At 51.1% G+C, this 16,100-nt stretch carries 15 protein-coding genes and 1 pseudogene; 7 read left to right on the top strand and 9 right to left on the bottom strand.

Going from position 1 to position 16,100, the window contains the following annotated elements; genetic code table 11:
- The coding region (locus tag OK409_RS21585; protein WP_264367513.1) for a helix-turn-helix transcriptional regulator at positions 1-339 on the top strand (339 nt) is incomplete at its 5' end.
- 830 nt (positions 340-1,169) lie between these two features.
- On the opposite strand, the gene OK409_RS21575 is transcribed toward OK409_RS21585, so the two are convergent.
- On the bottom strand, positions 1,170-2,006 hold the full coding sequence (locus OK409_RS21575; RefSeq protein ID WP_010259842.1) for a MipA/OmpV family protein: 837 nt from the start codon (positions 2,004-2,006) through the stop codon (positions 1,170-1,172).
- A gap of 206 nt (positions 2,007-2,212) precedes the next feature.
- Between OK409_RS21575 and OK409_RS21570 the strand changes: the two genes are divergently transcribed.
- The 3 genes from OK409_RS21570 to OK409_RS21560 are packed head-to-tail and all read left to right on the top strand — an operon-like array spanning position 2,213 to position 4,765.
- Entirely contained in the window at positions 2,213-2,890 is a 678-nt protein-coding gene (locus OK409_RS21570) for a response regulator transcription factor (protein ID WP_010259845.1), read from the top strand.
- Complete coding sequence (locus tag OK409_RS21565; RefSeq protein ID WP_029519286.1) at positions 2,890-4,278, top strand: sensor histidine kinase; 1,389 nt, start codon at positions 2,890-2,892, stop codon at positions 4,276-4,278. Before OK409_RS21570 ends, OK409_RS21565 begins: the two co-directional genes overlap by 1 nt.
- 49 nt (positions 4,279-4,327) lie before the next feature.
- Positions 4,328-4,765: a hypothetical protein gene (locus OK409_RS21560; protein ID WP_364109860.1), complete on the top strand. Its 438-nt coding sequence runs from the start codon at positions 4,328-4,330 to the stop codon at positions 4,763-4,765.
- Positions 4,766-5,104: 339 nt separating this feature from the next.
- Here OK409_RS21560 and OK409_RS21555 read toward each other — a convergent pair whose 3' ends face one another.
- Together OK409_RS21555 and OK409_RS21550 are read right to left on the bottom strand one after the other, a co-directional pair.
- Complete coding sequence (locus tag OK409_RS21555; RefSeq protein WP_033760123.1) at positions 5,105-5,557, bottom strand: GNAT family N-acetyltransferase; 453 nt, start codon at positions 5,555-5,557, stop codon at positions 5,105-5,107.
- A gap of 173 nt (positions 5,558-5,730) precedes the next feature.
- Positions 5,731-6,657 carry a hypothetical protein gene (locus OK409_RS21550; protein WP_264367512.1) on the bottom strand — a complete coding sequence of 309 codons (927 nt, stop codon included), beginning with the start codon at positions 6,655-6,657 and terminating at the stop codon, positions 5,731-5,733.
- A 253-nt stretch (positions 6,658-6,910) separates the two neighbouring features.
- Between OK409_RS21550 and OK409_RS21545 the strand changes: the two genes are divergently transcribed.
- The 3 genes and pseudogenes from OK409_RS21545 to OK409_RS21535 all read left to right on the top strand — a co-directional run bounded on the left by OK409_RS21545 (position 6,911) and on the right by OK409_RS21535 (position 9,115).
- Positions 6,911-7,279 carry a DUF4440 domain-containing protein gene (locus OK409_RS21545; RefSeq protein ID WP_264367511.1) on the top strand — a complete coding sequence of 123 codons (369 nt, stop codon included), beginning with the start codon at positions 6,911-6,913 and terminating at the stop codon, positions 7,277-7,279.
- Between the two features lie 31 nt (positions 7,280-7,310).
- Complete coding sequence (locus OK409_RS21540; protein WP_033760036.1) at positions 7,311-7,814, top strand: GrpB family protein; 504 nt, start codon at positions 7,311-7,313, stop codon at positions 7,812-7,814.
- A 142-nt stretch (positions 7,815-7,956) separates the two neighbouring features.
- Positions 7,957-9,115, top strand: a pseudogene (locus OK409_RS21535) (IS30 family transposase).
- Between the two features lie 41 nt (positions 9,116-9,156).
- Here the strand turns inward: OK409_RS21535 and OK409_RS21530 are convergent.
- The 6 genes from OK409_RS21530 to OK409_RS21505 form a co-directional block, all read right to left on the bottom strand.
- Positions 9,157-9,759, bottom strand: a complete 603-nt coding sequence (locus OK409_RS21530) for a LysE family translocator (RefSeq protein WP_264367510.1) — start codon at positions 9,757-9,759, stop codon at positions 9,157-9,159.
- 336 nt (positions 9,760-10,095) lie between these two features.
- Positions 10,096-11,070, bottom strand: coding sequence for an ABC transporter ATP-binding protein (locus OK409_RS21525; protein WP_033773706.1), 975 nt, complete (start codon positions 11,068-11,070; stop codon positions 10,096-10,098).
- On the bottom strand, positions 11,067-12,047 hold the full coding sequence (locus OK409_RS21520; protein ID WP_033760944.1) for an ABC transporter ATP-binding protein: 981 nt from the start codon (positions 12,045-12,047) through the stop codon (positions 11,067-11,069). Before OK409_RS21520 ends, OK409_RS21525 begins: the two co-directional genes overlap by 4 nt.
- Positions 12,044-12,991, bottom strand: a complete 948-nt coding sequence (opp4C, locus tag OK409_RS21515) for an oligopeptide ABC transporter permease (RefSeq protein WP_033780026.1) — start codon at positions 12,989-12,991, stop codon at positions 12,044-12,046. Before opp4C ends, OK409_RS21520 begins: the two co-directional genes overlap by 4 nt.
- On the bottom strand, positions 12,991-13,950 hold the full coding sequence (locus OK409_RS21510; RefSeq protein ID WP_033760938.1) for an ABC transporter permease: 960 nt from the start codon (positions 13,948-13,950) through the stop codon (positions 12,991-12,993). Before OK409_RS21510 ends, opp4C begins: the two co-directional genes overlap by 1 nt.
- A gap of 44 nt (positions 13,951-13,994) precedes the next feature.
- Positions 13,995-15,620 (bottom strand): ABC transporter substrate-binding protein, encoded by a 1,626-nt coding sequence (locus OK409_RS21505; protein ID WP_413629652.1) that lies wholly within the window; start codon positions 15,618-15,620, stop codon positions 13,995-13,997.
- Positions 15,621-16,100: the final 480 nt, after the last annotated feature.

Genomic DNA, 16,100 nt, shown 5'->3' with positions numbered 1-16,100 from the left:
TCATTATTGGTGGGAAAGAGACAGGAAGCTCATCACAACTTTGAAAACCTGAGCGTTGTTCGAAGCGCCATCAGGTGGAGACGTAAAATCCGTGCAGGTTATACAGACAGACTCGGTAATATGAGTGAAAGAACGATATGGCCTTTCGCGCTGGGTTACTTCTCCGGCGCTATTGTGCTTGCTGCATGGTGTGAAAAACGTAACGACTTTCGTCATTTCGACGTAACGCGATTAAAATCTCTTCAGCACCTGCAGGAAGGATATCCTCATTCCCGGCATAGCTTACTCCGTATATGGCGTAATGCAGGTCTGGATAACATCGTTCCCACGCGTAGCTGAAATGGGTATGATTGCTCCAGAAAATCCAGGTCTGTTCTTATCTATAAATATATCCGCTCTTCGCTCATAGCGGACCCTGGCCTGCCGTCAGTCCGCTTTGTGCCATAAGCTGACATTACTGACATCAAGATGTACTCATATGCAGGGAGCAATCTACAGCCATATCATTTTCTGAGTGGGTATAGTTAAGCTTATGTCCGAGACTGTTCTCAAAAAGTAAGTAGTCGGCATTATCCTTGTGACCGTCTTTACTCCGAGTCTTAATCCATCACCGTGGCGGAGGCAGGCAACTCGCTCTATCGCATGCTCGCTTCATTGTAGGTACGACACTGGGCTTATTCTTATTAATACGGTACATCCCGCTTTTTTTACGTCGCCTGGTTGCCCGATAGATTCCCTCAATCGCGGTGCATGTTCACCAGCACCTGTCGGGACGTTCAGGCGCAGATGTGCCATCGGGGAATAGGGATTGCCGCCATGCTGCCAGGGACTCATGGCGACGCCATCGCCGGATTGCAGAGTATTCAAATGCCGCCGAGGGATGTCACTATTATCTCCGGCATATCGATCGCTGCGGTCCATACTGGATATCGCCGATGCATTGCTGGCGAATTCCGCAACACCAGCAAGGTAGGCATGTTCTTCGGCGCGCGCGCTTTTGCTGTTGCGCCAGCGGAGGTGAACAGATGTTATACATGTTCGGGGCTGAAGCTTTAGGTTTTGCAATCTGTTGCGTACTGCCCCGTTAGCTGAAAAGAGGGTGGATTAGAAAGCGTGTTTATTGGCAGAGAAGAGCCATAAGCTGGCGGGAAACACACATTGAATAACGATCAGAAGTGGTATGTCACCAGCAGGCTTCCTGTGGGTGATATTTCTCGTTGCACAATCGGGCTATTGCGCGCATCTCCCGTTAACTGCGTAACGCCTGCTGCGGCAATCACGCTCCAGTCCTCATTGAACTTGTGTGTCCAGTCAAGATTCATCGACCAGGCATAAATTCCCGATCCGGCATCATATCGGATAAACCTTGATGCAGCCGATTGAGATGCACTGACTCCGTAGTAAGTCTGCATGTATTTGTCCGTCCCCCAGCTGCCGGTCAGCGCCAGCGTTACTGTATTATTCGGTGAGGTATAGAGCGGGCTATTAATGCCAAAATGCAATGCCGTGCCATTGTTTTGCTCAGAAAATGGCACTTCAGCCTGCAATTGCAAATTAAGCCAGTCGGTCACCCCGTATCCCAAGCCAAATACACCGAGAGCCGAGCCTTTGACATCCCCCATACCTCGCAAATAGTCGCTGCCATCGCTTAGGGAGTCACTGTCCACGTCACGATCCTTACGGCCTGCGCGATAGCTCACCGCAGCGTTGTAATCGAATTTGCCGATGTTATTGCCATAACCGATGCCCCGCGTGGAGCTGACGAAGAAACCATTTTCCATGGTGTAATCAAGCACCAGGGAAGTCGTGACGCGGCTTTTGTCCGAACCAGAATAACGTGGCGTCACGTTCGCGCCGCCTCCCACCGTCAACGCGTTGCCCTGATTCTGAGCTGCCGCCAGTATCGGGGTGGTCAGTAACGCCAGGACTGCGCCCGACAACATTTTTTTCAGGCTGTACCCCGTGAGTGAAAGGGGGAACTTATGACGCAGTGTGTTATTTCTCATTAAAGAAGTCCTTATGCATTCAAATGATTACGATGCAAGCGGGTTGTAAACGCCAGAACGTTCATTTTGAATGCGCCCGCTAAAGTTCTCATGAGCCAAAAATGAAGAAAGGGTGAAGCAACCACAGATGCTGCAAAGCTGATAGATTTCCTGATACCGTTTTTTTCTTCAGACGTTCTTCATTCACTGCTGATACCGTAACCATTGTGAAAATACTCCTGATTGAAGACGACCTGGATCTCGGTAACGGCATACGTATTGCCCTTGCAGATCAAGGATTTGATGTTATATGGGTTCGCCGCAAAGAGGATGCGCTGCATCAGCTTGATGTCTGCGTGCCTGAACTTGTGTTGCTCGACCTCGGATTACCCGACGGCGATGGCATGAGTCTGATGGTGGGCCTGCGTCAGCAGCACAAGGGCATTCCCGTGATCATCCTGACGGCGCGAGGCACACTGCACGATCGCCTTTCCGGGCTGGACGCGGGTGCAGACGACTATCTCGTCAAACCGTTTGTTCTCGCCGAGTTGCTGGCGAGGGTGAGAGCGCTTGCGCGCCGCAGTTATGGTTTTCAGAACGAGGCGATAGAACTTCGGGGATTATCACTTTTTGTGCCCACACGACGCGTGACCGTGAATGCACGGCATATTGAGTTGACGGCAAGTGAATACGCGCTGCTTGAAACGTTGATGTTACGCACTGACCGCGTGCTTACTCGCAGTTTTCTGGAAGAAAGGATCTTCGGCGCAAAAGAAAATATGAGTAATGCGCTTGATGTGCATATGGGGAATTTGCGTCGCAAAATCGGCGAAGGCTATGTACGAACGGTGAGGGGCGTTGGGTATGTCATTGATACCGTACCCATTCAGAAGGGAGCAGGTTGATGCGAAATGTCTGGCGCCATCTGAGAACCCCAACGTTCGTGCGGCGAATTATGGTAGCGCAGATGCTATTGCTCACTCTGCTCTGGTGTCTTTTTCTGACTTACGTTTTGTGGGAGGACTTACGTAGTCCGGCGATATTAACGGGCAGCAAGACGTACGAAACCATTTTTACTGTGGTTAAGAGTATGGACGATCGCCCGCAGGAGCGAACGCATGTGCTGGCTGCATTAAGTAAGGCAGTACGGGAAAATTATGGCGGCGGTGAAGATCCAGCACTCTCAATCAGCCTTATCGTACGCGAGAATAAAGAGATAATTTATGCCTCTGATGGTGCGCCAGTCGGAGTGATAAACAGCCGTTATGGAAAAATTGAGCGCGTGGAGAGTGATGGTCGCGCCTGGAACAGCCGTACCTTAAAGTCCGGGAACGCCGACACAGAGGTCACGCTTATCACCCCTGCTGGAGGCTGGAATTTCTTTATCTATCTGAACTCGCGTGGCTACTACGTGATGCCGCTGCTGGTATGCATTCCTTTTCTTTTGTTCCCTGCCTGGCTGTCGATCCGCATTGCAATGCGCCCATGGAATAAAGTGGTAAATGAAGTGTCCTTACGCACGCCGGACGATCTCTCGCCCTTAAAAGCAGTGCCAAAGCACAGGGAGCTTCGCCAGATGGTTGACGCGGTTAATGGATTTCTTGCCAGGGTGCGGGAAAGCACTGAACGGGAACGCGTTTTCATTGCCGATGCCGCTCACGAGTTGCGTACCCCCCTGGCGGCGATGCGAATCAATGTTGAGGCGCTGGAATCTTATGTGAGCAGTGACAGCCAAAAAGAGTTGCTTGCGGGCATTGTTCGCAGCAACAGCCGTGCGGCTCGTCTGGTCAATCAGTTGCTGCTGCTGATGCACAGCGAAGCGCGCATTGACATGGTTATGGAGCCTTTGCCGCTGACAACGCTCATACAAGAACGTATGGCCGGGCTGGCACCGCTCGCGGCGGAACGCAGGATTGAACTTGAATTTTACGCCGAAGAGGAAATCTGGGTGACTGGCGTCAGGGAACGGTTAATGTCGCTTATCGATAACGTAGTCGAAAATGCCGTGAAGTATAGCCCCTGGGGCGGGAGGATTGAGGTGGAATTACGATCCTTAAATCAATCCACGCAGTTACGTGTTTCAGATGCAGGGCCTGGCATTCCCGTTGAATTGAGGGAGCGCGTGTTTGACAGATTTTTTCGTGATCCTAACCAGCTGCAAAGCGGGAGTGGGCTGGGGCTTGCCATCGTTAAAGCCGTTGCGCAGCAACACAACAGCAGCGTAAGCCTCAGTACGTCGGCAGAAGGTGGGCTGATGGTTTCGGTTGATTTCCCAAATCACAAGTCCGCCTGAAAGCAAGGACAACGTTGATCCGCCCCGGCGAATGGCCGTTACCTGAATGATGGAGTTAAACGTGAAATACGTTGTTCTTGCAAGCCTGTTAATTTCGCTCTCACTAAGCGGGTGCGCTATTACGGTCAGTGAACTAAAAAGCAGCCAATCCTCTTTTGACGGCAGTTTCGTGAGCAAGGCAGGCTCATCTGATACTTATCGAACCCTAAGGTACATGGCAAGACAGTGCCTCGAATATGAGGCATATTCAGGAAATCCGGTCATCGTACTGAGCGAATTTGATGGTGAACGCAAAGCAGGGGAGATTAATCAAAAGTTCCTTTCACAGGGATTGTTGATAAATAACACGCTAATTGAGATCGAAAGTCGGCATGGTGACAACGCACAGGTCTCCCTTTATACAACCAAGAACGTCTTGAGCACGGGAATCCGGTCACCAAAGATAATTGATATCAAGCGCTGGGCTGACGGCGATAAAACGTGCTAGCGCGACACCGCGAAGCATTCCAGTTATATGACTTGCGCCACATTGATTAACACCGCAATTCTAAGTAATACCTTCATCAGAGGTGAGAGCCACTTCAAACTTCCGCTATTCGCTCAAAGCTGCCAGTCAGTTCCTTTGATTTCCTGAAGATGTTTAAGCCGCCGTTCTGAATGCCTGGTCAGAAACGCAGTGTGTCCAGGGCGGTGCGGATTTAACTGTAATGGCTCTGATTTCCCTGAAATTGGTTCGGTTTGGTTAAGTCAGGGCTGTATCTCGGCAGGCGTTCCTGAAAAGTGGTTCAGTGGACAGAAAATGCGGTCTATCCATGACGTGACTATATCAACGCGCTGGGTCTCTGAGGCATAGATGGTGCGTGACTTTTTCTATGCCCGTCAAAGCAACAAAGCCAGCTCGTTCATAGAAAGTGAATGCCGATTGAGGAGCGTTTGTGTTGATAAAATCAAACCAGTGGCCAGAATCCTTAAGTATCTCACTGAGCAGGGCGCTGCCAACCTGCCTTTTCCTCCATCCTGAGTCTACGTAGAGATGTCGCAGACGTCCGATGCCATTTTTTAGCGTAAACGGGTCGATGTTGAGTCCACCAACGCCAACGATTACTCCATCTACTGAAGCCCCAATTAGTTTTTCTCCGGGTCTATCAAAGCGGTTCTGTCCGCTAAGCCAGTTATCTTCCAGTCGGCGTAACATGTTAAATCCTTCAGCCATGCTCTGCGATCTTAACTCAGCAAATCCTGGGCTGTCCGGGGTGACGCTTATGAGTTGGATATCCATGATTTTTCCAGTGATTTCAATCTGCATAGTCTGGACAGAATTATGATTGTGTGAAACGTCTGCTCTTTACTTAAAGCAGAACAAATTTTGATAATTTGATGCTGATCTTCCTCAAGAAAGGTGACCGGTTCACCTTTCTCTGTAGAAGACGTGAATAACCATATGATAATTATCTACGCTTCTATCCGCCGTTCCGCGAGTGCATGCCTTGCTGCGTTTGATGCCCATCCATCGGACTGGTCATGATTTTCAATCTCTGCCTCTGCTATCGGCGTTACACGGATCAGCGGAACTGAACCGAAAGGCAAACCTTCAATCTGACGAGCATCACGGCTGAGAATGATGCGGGACATAGGTTTATAGTCGTCGGTAAGAGAGCAAAACAGTATGGCTCTATATTTTTCAACATCGGCAGCGACCTGATAGCCGTCGGCAACGAGATCCCCCAAGCTAATTAACAAATGAGCCCAATCATCAATCTGCTGGCTGGTATTATCTGAAGCATCCAGCTCCATGAAAAGTTCGCATTTTACGCCGTTTTCCGGGTCTGAAATGCCGGCCCAGGGCGTCGAGAGACCATCGGTAGCCAGCGTTAATTTGGTGCTGCTTTTGGTACTGAGTACCCGGCGATGGGGCCCGAACCACTTCGTCTGGTTGTGTACGTTTGCGTCATTTCGTTCAGCAATAAAGCTATCTGACACGTCGCCATACCTTTTCCAGAATGCTCGCCTTGCGACAGCGGCAGCCTCATACATCGGACTCAGAGGACCGCGCGGCACTATTGTCTCATCGAAAATTGTGTCAACCGTAACGCGCCCGCGCATGAACGGTATTTTAGACTTAGTCCAGCGAACAATAACCTTATTAAAGGACTGTATCTGTAATGCTTCGAGTTTATCGACAACGTTGCAGACCCTCTGAAAAACATGGTCACCAGCAGTAACGTGACTCCCATCAGCATACATGTAACCTCCATATTGCGAGGAAACACCAGCCTGTTCCGTAATAAAGAACCATTCACCGTTCACAGCGCCAATGGGTGCCTTGTCTAATGCCGGGCGTAAGTCCCTTACCGCATCAGAGTTTGAATATGCAGTCATGCCTGTCCCTTATCTTCATTCCTTATGTATCTTGCTTGTTTTACGCTTTTCCACACCTGAGCGTTGCTAAACTTACGGCCCGATAAGTTTAAAAATGATAAAGCGATTGTAGGGCGTTAGTCTAAAAAAGTTAAGAAGGCTCTTAGATAATTACCCCTTCAGTCAAGAAGGCAAAACCGCCAGAAGTGGAAGTAGCGCATGAACTGTTATGGTAAATTTGAACGTCCGGCTTAATCACTTGAGGATAAGCAGAATGCTTCTGGAGAAGCTCAGATTGCTTGAGTGCAGCCTTCACGGCGACAGGCACAATGATCCGGAGTGGCTGGAACTGATTCTTCATCCTGAATTCCGTGAAATCACCCGGTCAGGTGTGACGGTCGACCGGTCAGAGACCATTGCGTCGCTGCTAAGTGAAAAGGCTGCACCTTATATTCTCAGCAGCGATTTCCGTCTTACGGAGATGGGCTGCGGTTACGCTCTGCTTCACTATCGGACGTTTTACGCTGATGGCAACCATCATGCATTACGTTCCTCTTGCTGGATTTGTGCGGATGAGGGCCAGTGGACTCTGTTTTTTCACCAGGGAACGCCGGCTGCAGGCAATGCCGGGGTTCAGGGTTAAGTTGCACACTTAGGACAGAGAGAATGTGTTTATGCGGAAGATTATTGTTGTGCCATACGTTGATAGATGGCCTGAGATGTTTGAAGCTGAAAGTTTACTGATAAAAACATTGCTCGGTGGAATGGCTAAGGATGTCCATCATATTGGAAGCACGTCAGTTCCTGGTCTCTCAGCAAAGCCTGTAATTGATATGCTACTTGAAGTTTCCGACATCAATGAACTGGATAAGTACCATTCAGCAATGGCCCACGCCGGGTATGTTGCTCGCGGTGAGAACGGGATTGCGGGGCGCAGATATTTCATTAAAGGTGGTGATCAGCGTAGTCATCAAGTTCATGCGTTTGCAGTCGGAGATATGCAGGTATTGAGACATCTTGCTTTCCGTGATTATCTTCGAAGAAACAAAGACATTGCAGAAGAGTATGCTGAGATAAAACACGCAGCTGTATTAGTCAGCAGGAACGATGCTCATCGCTATAGCGCCCTCAAAGCGAAATTTATAGAGCGTCATCAACAACTAGCGCTAGCTGTCTGAGAACGATTGAGATTGAGTTCGTTGCCGGGAGGGTATGTTCAATAACGATGAATTCACTGAGTAGTCATCAGTCAACGTCTGCTGTTCGCTGTGAGTTCAACGGGTCGATGCAACGCTATCCCTAATCAAGGGGGGCGTTTCCATGAAACGAAGAACTCGGATTAACTACACGCCAGAGCAGAAGGCGATTATCTGGGACAGATATAAGCAAGGTGATTCCCTGCATGATATCGCCAGAATGTTCGACAGATATCATTCTTCTATTATGCCCACTATCCACCAGACTGGTGGATACCGCCCCCCTGTCCGAAAGCGGCATCCGTTAGCGCTTTCACTTGATGAAAGAGAGGAAATATCCAGAGCGCTGGTAGCAAAATCAGCATCAGGGCGATCGCAAACAAACTATCGAGAGCCCCCTCAACGATTAGCCGGGAGATAAAGAGGCACGGTGGTGCAAATCAATACCGTGCATCAAAAGCGGATACTGCTGCGTGGGAAAATGCTCTGAGACCAAAACCTTGCAAGCTAATTGAAAGACCCACACTGTGTAAAATCATCGCAGAGAAGATGCATCAGGACTGGTCGCCGGAACAAATCGCCGGTTGGCTGAAAACGCTGTTATCCGGATAATCAGGAAATGCATGTGTCACACGAAACGATATATAAACGCTTTTTATACAAACCCGGGGTGCATTAAAAAAAGAACTGCAGCAATGCCTCAGAAGCGGAAGAGTCGTGCGTAGATCCAGAACATCATCGCTTAAAGGGAAAGGATTAGGGTCAATCCGGGATACGATCTCTATCAGCGAAAGACCACCTGAAGCCGCTGACAGAGCCATACCCGGTCACTGGGAAGGTGACCTGATCCAGGGCTCTAAAAACTCCTATATCGTCACCCTCGTAGAACGTCATTCCCGTTTTGTTATGCTGGCCAGGATCAGGGACAACAAGACCATAACGGTTATATCTGCACTTATCAAACAAGCCCGGGAATTACCTGCTGAGCTTTATAAAACATTAACATGGGACCGGGGCGCTGAAATGACCAGCCACACCCGGTTTACTGTAGCCACAGATATCCAGGTTTACTTCTGCGATCCTCAATCCCCTGGCAACGCGGCTCCAATGAAAATACAAACAGATTGCTTAGGCAGTATTTTCCAAAAGGAACTGACTTATCGGTTCACAGCCAGCAAAGACTAGACAGTGTTGCCAGGCAGCTCAACGAGAGGCCAAGAAAAACGCTAGACTATGAATCACCCGCAGAGCGTTTTAACCAATGTGTTGCATCTATCAGTTGAACTCACAGCCAGAAGCGGACATTTTTGCTAAAGGTGATGAGTTACTGGGTCAGGCTGTGCAGAGTAAAAGCAATGAGCAACACCCCGCCGGCAATGTTGACGTATTTTTTGAGCATTAATGGATTTGTTTTTTTTACTGAAAATATAAGTGTTTGACTGACAGCGAAAAGCCAAACGCTCATGACCACGACATGTACTGTTGCCAATGTCAGATAGTTGTAGACGCCTCCCTGTATCCCTGCGAACTGCGAAACGACTGTCAGATAAAAAATGATGGCTTTAGGATTCAAAATATTAGCTATCCAGGCCTCTCTTAAAGTCACCGAATGTTTCGTAACAGCAAGCCCGCTGGCATTTGACCTTATCCCGCTGCGGATGAGCATTGCTCCTAACCAGAGCAGATAGGCGGTTCCGAAAACTTTCAACACCGCAAAAGTTGCTGGAGACGAGATGATCACAGCGGTTATACCTAGCCCTATGAGAACCGCATGTGTGTATATACCCAAGGCTGTTCCGGCAAGCGTTCTGAATAGTCCTTTGTAACCGCCAGCCAGAGCTCCATTCATAACAAGAGTGAAGCTTACTCCGGGGGACAGTGCAACAGGGAGTAGTGCTGGCATAAAGCCATAAAGGTTTATTTCCATAGGTTTTGGATATTAATTGATGCTCTACTTGATTTCCATTAAGGCGCTTCGCCAGAAAGTGATATTTAAAGCAATTGGAATATATAAATCTTTGCCAAAAAAGGTCCGCTCTTCGCTCATAGCGGTCATCCGCCCTTTTCAGCAGGCAGTTTTTTACCAGAAGCGGAACTTGCTTACATTGCTTTGTCAGTTTGCTGGGAGCAGGTCAGATAGGTTTTTATGACCTTTTCAGACAGGGTCGTATCAGGATTAATTTCTGATACTGACAGGCGTGGTTTTTTACATCATTGAACGTCAGACTCCATCAACCAGGGAGGATGAATCCTCTCTTTTTTATTACGTCAGCTGCACCCAGTGGCACGCCACCTGATGGCCGGGGCGCATTTCGCGCAGTTCCGGAATTTCTGTGCGACAGCGTACTGTTGCCTGCGGGCAGCGGGAAGAGAAGCGACAGCCAGAGGGCGGGCGCGAAGGATCCGGAATTTCCCCCTGCACCACCGGCACGGATAAGCTTCCAGGGGCAAGCGTCGGCACCGCCGCCAGCAGCGCCTGGGTGTAGGGGTGAAGCGGCTGGCTGAACAGCGCATCGCGGCTGGCAGTTTCCACCAGTTTCCCCAGATACATAACTGCCACGTCATCACACAAATGCTCCACGACACCGAGATCGTGAGAGATGAACAGGAAGGTGACGCCATGGTCATCACGCAAATCGGAAAACAGGTTAATGATTTGCGCCTGAATAGAGACATCCAGCGCCGAGATGGGTTCGTCGGCAATAATAAAATCCGGGTTGAGAATCAGCGCTCTGGCGATGCCGATACGCTGGCGCTGGCCGCCGGAAAACTCATGGGGAAAGCGATTGTAATGCTGCGGCGCCAGTCCACAGATTTTCATTACCTCCAGCACTTTGTCGCGCAGTTCTTCTTTGCTGCACAGCGTGTGTTCCAGCATTGCTTCCCCAATTGCATCACCTATTCGAATGCGTGGATTCAGCGAGCTGTAAGGATCCTGAAATACCAACTGGATTTTCGGGCGCAGCGCGCGCATCTGTTTCGGCGTCAGATCCTGCAACTCCTGACCACGATACTTCACGCTACCTGCCGTTTTGTCATAAAGCCCCAGCAGCGTGCGTCCTACGGTGGTTTTACCGCTACCGGATTCGCCCACAAGGCCAAAAATAGTGCCAGGTCGAATGTTAAAACTGACGCCGTCCACAGCGCGTAGCTGTCCTGTTTCCTGACCAAAAAGCCCGTCGCGTAGCGAGAAATGCTTTTTCAACTCGTCCACTTCAATAACATATTGCTGGCTCATGCGATCGGCTCTGCTAACTCACTGTGAATACATGCGGCTTGCCGCGTATGCCCGATCAGCGGCGGAATGACCGCGTGGCACTGCGCGGTTCTGCGTTCGCAGCGATCATAGAACGCGCAGTACGGCGGCAGTTCGGCCAGGTCAGGCACCTGTCCGGGAATGGAGTAGAGGCGGCGTCGGCGCTCGCCCGGAACAGGGCGCGATGCGATAAGCCCTTTGGTATAAGGGTGCAGTGGGTTGTGTAGCACATCGGCAGTCGGGCCTTGCTCAACGATGCGCCCGGCGTACATCACCACGACATGTTCCGCCATCTGCGCGATAACCCCCAAATCGTGAGTGATCAGCATCAGCGCCATCTGCTGCGCCCGCGCCTGGTCGCGCAGTAAGCGCAGGATTTGCGCCTGCACGGTGACATCCAGCGCCGTGGTTGGCTCGTCGGCAATCAGCAGCTTCGGCTGGCAGCTTAACGCCATGGCAATCATGATGCGCTGCAACATGCCGCCGGAAAGCTGATGCGGATAGCAACCCATCAGACTCTCCGCACGCCCGAGTCCGACATCGGTGATCATTTGCGTGGCGTGCGTCCAGGCCGCTTTTGGTGTTTCGCCGCGATGGCGTATCAGCGGTTCACAAAGCTGCTCGCCAATGGTCAGCACCGGATTGAGCGCTGTCATCGGCTCCTGAAAGATCATCGCTAATTGATTACCACGCAGATCGGCCATTTTCGACGGCTTCAGAGCAAGCAGATCGGTGCCCTCAAAGCGGATTTCTCCGCCGTCGATACGCGCAACCTGCGGCGGTAACAGTCCCATCAGCGACATGGCGGTAACGCTTTTGCCGCAGCCAGATTCACCAACAACGCCAATGGTTTGCCCTGCCTGAATGGTAAAGGAGACATCCTGTACAGCGCGCACACGCCCCTGCTCGCTGGCGAAGGAGATGGATAAGTTATTAAAGGTAATTAGCGGCTCGCTCATTTCAGGCTCCGTTTCATCTTCGGATCCAGCGCATCGCGCAGGCCATCGCCCAGCACATTAATGGCGATGACGGTCAGAAAAATGGCAATGCCCGGCGGCATCCACAGCCATGGGCGACGCTGAAAGTCGATCAGGCTGTTGGCCGCGTCCATCATATTGCCCCATGAGGGCGTTGGCGGTACGACGCCAAGGCCGAGGTAGCTAAGCGCGGATTCCATCAGGATGGCGTTGGCCACCGCCATGGTCGCCATCACCACCAGAATGGGTATGGTGTTCGGCAACAGATGACCGAACAGGCGGCGGCGCGAAGAGAGGCCCAGGACCTGCGTCGCCAGCATAAAATCACGTTCGCGCAGTGACAGGATTTGCCCGCGCACCAGCCGCGCCAGCTTCGGCCACTCCAGCAAGCTAAGCATCACTACTACCATGTAGATGCGCGAATCAGACGAAAAATCCAGCTCAGACAACATCGCTCCGGCAACAATCAGCAGCGGCAGGCTGGGGATCGTCATCACCAGATCCGCCATGCGCATAATCAGTTTGTCCGTCCAGCCGCCGGCATAGCCGGATACCGCACCCAGCAGGTAGCCCAGAGCCACCGAAAGTAGCATGGTCATCAGGCCAATAATCAGCGAGATACGACCGGCAAGCAGCAGGCGGGTATAAATATCGCGGCCAAGAAAATCGGTGCCCAGCCAGTGTTCTGCGCCAGGCGGTTTGTTGATCATCAGCGCATCGGTGGCGTCATCTTTCCACGGCGACCACACCGGGCCCAGCACGCACCAGATGGTCATGATTACCAGCAGAACCAGGCACAGCATCGACAGATGATTGTGGCGCAGCGCTTTCCACGCCTGGTGCCACGGAGAAGGTGTGGCCTGCGCCATCGCCGGAATTACCGCCTTGCGTAAGCGGCGATTCGTAGAGAAAAGGGAACCGAACATCACGACCTCACGCGAATGCGCGGGTCGGCCCACGCGTACAATATATCGGCAATCAGGTTGCCCACAATGGTTAATACCGCAAGAAACAGGGTGAACCCCATCAGCACCGGATAATCGCGGGCGGCCAGAGAATCAATATGAATATGCCCTGCGCCCGGCCAGTTAAACACCTTTTCGGTGATGATCGCGCCGGAAAACAACCCCGGCAGCTCAAAACCTAACAGGGTGATGATTGGCAGCAACGCATTGCGCAGCGCGTGTTTAAGGATCACTGTGCGTTCGCGCAGCCCTTTAGCACGCGCGGTGCGGATAAAATCCATCTTCACTACGTCAAGCATGCTGGCACGGAAATAGCGCGTCAGGCTGCCCGCCTGCAACATCACCAGCGCCATGACCGGTAACACCAGATGCGCCGCAACCTGCATCACCCACACCCAGCCGTTATCGTCGCTGCCGGTGTTGGTCATGCCGCCCACTGGCAACCAGTGCAGATCGACTGCGAACCACTTAATAAGCAACAGGCAGAGAAAGAAGGTTGGGAAAGACATGGCAGCAAACACCGACACGCTCACCAGATGATCGAACAGCGAATTGGGTTTCAGCGCCGAGGCAATGCCCACCGCAAGCCCGATGCTCCAGTAAAACACCAGCGCAACGCTTGCCAGCAGGAACGAGTTCCAGATGTACTGGTTAAGTAGCTGACTCACCGGAATTTGGTATTGCAGCGAGAACCCCAAATCGCCGCGCAGCAACTGGCCGAGCCAATGCAGATAGCGGGTAAGGATCGGTTGATCGAGTCCATAAATAGCTTTCAGTTCGGCGGCGCGGGCAGCGGTGAGGGTAATGTTACCGTCGATAAAGTCGCCTGGCGTTTTCGCGAAAAGCATAAAAATAATCAGTGATGCGAGCAGCAGCATTGGCAGGGTTTGCAGCAGTCGCCTGAGGATAAAATTTCGCATAGCTTTCTCATGACAACTGCCGGGAGACCCGGCAGTTGTTACTGTTATTTAATGATTTTCACATCCGGCAGGCTACCGGTCAGCCCGTTGTAGATATCTGGTTTAAAGCCGGTGACGCGGGCACTACTGGCCGATAAAATCTCGCGGTTACCCAGCAGAATCACCGGCGGATCGTCCGCCAGCACTTTATACAGCTGGTGATAAATTGGTTTGCGTTTTTCCACATCCAGCACCGCATTACCTTCGTTGATCAGCTTATCAACCTGCGGATTGTTATAGCCGGACTCTTTCGCCTCCGTGCTGTAGTAATCCCACACGCCATCATGTGGATCGTTGAGTGTGCTGGTGCTGAAAGAGGCCAGGTCATAGTTACCGGCTTTACGCTGTGCCATGAGGGCGTTGAAATCCACCACCTGCGGCTTCAACAGCACGCCAATCTGCTGCCAGTTCTCTTTGGCGATGGGGATCAGCGCATCATTCAGCACTTTCTTGCTCACCAGCAGCGTCAACTCCAGACGTTTACCGTCCTTCACGCGGATGCCATCAGGCCCCGGTTTCCAGCCCGCTTCATCAAGAAGTTTCTTCGCCTGTGCCGGGTCAAATTTGTATGGATTCACGCCATCTGTGTTATACGCCCATGAAATCGGGGCAATAGGTTCAATTGCCATTTTTCCATAGCCCTGATAAACCACATCAATCAACTTCTGGCGGTCGAGACCATAAATCAGCGCCTGACGCACTTTCACGTCCTGCAACGCCGGGCGACGTACGTTGAATTCCACTTTGCTGTAGTCACTGGAGCCAAACAGGTTGATATTGGCGAAGCCCAGCATTTTCAGTTGTTCGATATCATCAGGGCGAGAAGTAAACGAGTCGTAATCGGTTTCGCCGGTCTGGAACAACTGGAAGTTAGTGGACGGGTTGGTTACGCGGTAGATAAAGCGCGGCGTCGGTGGTGTGCCACGGTAAAAATGGGTATTGGCGTGGAAACGAATCTCCTGGCCCGGAATATATTTGTCATAGACATACGGTCCGTTGCCCAGCGGTTTACCGTGCAACATGCGCAGATAGTCGAGATTGCCGCGCTGATACCCTTTCCCATAATACGCTTTCGACAACACCGGGCCGCCAATTTTCGCCAGCGTTGTCGCGCCAGGCTGCCCGGTGGTGACCTGTAATGTCAGCGGGTCGATCACTTTCAGGCCACTGACGCTATCAGCTTTTCCGGCTTTATACTCCGCGCCGCCCACAATGTTGGCGAGGGTGATGTCAGTATCGCCATCATATTTCGGGTCATGCAGCACGGTCAGGGTAAACGCCACATCTTCGGCGGTGAGGGGCGAGCCATCGCTGAAAGTCAGGTGTGGGCGCAGCTTAATGGTATAGACATTGTTATCCTGACTAACGCTCCAGCTTTCGGCCAGGCCTGGCACCAGCTTACCGTGGCTATCCCAGTCAATCAGACGTGAGAAAATCACGTTGGTGACGTTTTCGTCCCAGCCGTTAACAAAGAAATAAGGGTTAAAAATACCCTGCGGTTCAGAGATACCAGCCACCACAGTGTCTTTACGCAGCTTAGCCACTGCCGGAATCTGGCTGGCATCGGTGGCTGGTGTAATGCCCTCTTTTAAGGGTACATCGGCGAAAGAGGCTGAAGAGAAAGCCACCATACTGCTGAGTAACGCGATTTTAAGCGCCAGAGTAAAACGCGTGGGTTTTGTTTTTATGCTTTTCAGTAGGATGGACAAAATGGCTCCCTCATCAAATGTTTGTATGGAATTTACAAATCATGACGAAAGATAAAAGCCGCACCGCACCCTGTCTAACAACGAAACAATCTGGCTTATAGCAAATTATCATTAGTAGATTTATAAGAAAGCAATGCTTAATTTTATCTAAAGAAGATGAGACATTACGCGGGGCAGTCGAAGAGTTCTGATATCGTAAGGGGTTTGACAATCAATAATGTGAAAAACCACGCCAGTCAGTATCAGAAATTAATTCTGACAAGACCTTTTCTCAAAATGACCATACAAACCTATCTGCTTTGCTCCCCGTTGATACTTATATCCGGCGGTTAGGAATGTTCGCTTTTTGCCAGAGGCAGACCCTGAAACACTACGACCGTATCACTCTGCATATCAGACTGA

The organism is Pantoea sp. RG18 (assembly GCF_025910075.1).
GTDB lineage: Bacteria > Pseudomonadota > Gammaproteobacteria > Enterobacterales > Enterobacteriaceae > Pantoea > Pantoea agglomerans.
Note: the sequence above shows the minus strand (reverse complement) of the source record. Positions and strands in the feature narration are given on the sequence as shown.

Coding starts and splice junctions, on each gene's coding strand:
- OK409_RS21565 (WP_029519286.1), top strand. CDS start 2,890: ATGCGAAATGTCTGGCGCCATCTGAGAACCCCAACGTTCGTGCGGCGA.
- OK409_RS21525 (WP_033773706.1), bottom strand. CDS start 11,070: ATGAGCCAGCAATATGTTATTGAAGTGGACGAGTTGAAAAAGCATTTC.
- OK409_RS21505 (WP_413629652.1), bottom strand. CDS start 15,620: ATGGTGGCTTTCTCTTCAGCCTCTTTCGCCGATGTACCCTTAAAAGAG.
- OK409_RS21520 (WP_033760944.1), bottom strand. CDS start 12,047: ATGAGCGAGCCGCTAATTACCTTTAATAACTTATCCATCTCCTTCGCC.
- OK409_RS21555 (WP_033760123.1), bottom strand. CDS start 5,557: ATGGATATCCAACTCATAAGCGTCACCCCGGACAGCCCAGGATTTGCT.
- OK409_RS21560 (WP_364109860.1), top strand. CDS start 4,328: ATGGAGTTAAACGTGAAATACGTTGTTCTTGCAAGCCTGTTAATTTCG.
- OK409_RS21550 (WP_264367512.1), bottom strand. CDS start 6,657: ATGACTGCATATTCAAACTCTGATGCGGTAAGGGACTTACGCCCGGCA.
- OK409_RS21510 (WP_033760938.1), bottom strand. CDS start 13,950: ATGCGAAATTTTATCCTCAGGCGACTGCTGCAAACCCTGCCAATGCTG.
- OK409_RS21530 (WP_264367510.1), bottom strand. CDS start 9,759: ATGGAAATAAACCTTTATGGCTTTATGCCAGCACTACTCCCTGTTGCA.
- OK409_RS21575 (WP_010259842.1), bottom strand. CDS start 2,006: ATGAGAAATAACACACTGCGTCATAAGTTCCCCCTTTCACTCACGGGG.
- OK409_RS21545 (WP_264367511.1), top strand. CDS start 6,911: ATGCTTCTGGAGAAGCTCAGATTGCTTGAGTGCAGCCTTCACGGCGAC.
- OK409_RS21540 (WP_033760036.1), top strand. CDS start 7,311: ATGCGGAAGATTATTGTTGTGCCATACGTTGATAGATGGCCTGAGATG.
- opp4C (WP_033780026.1), bottom strand. CDS start 12,991: ATGTTCGGTTCCCTTTTCTCTACGAATCGCCGCTTACGCAAGGCGGTA.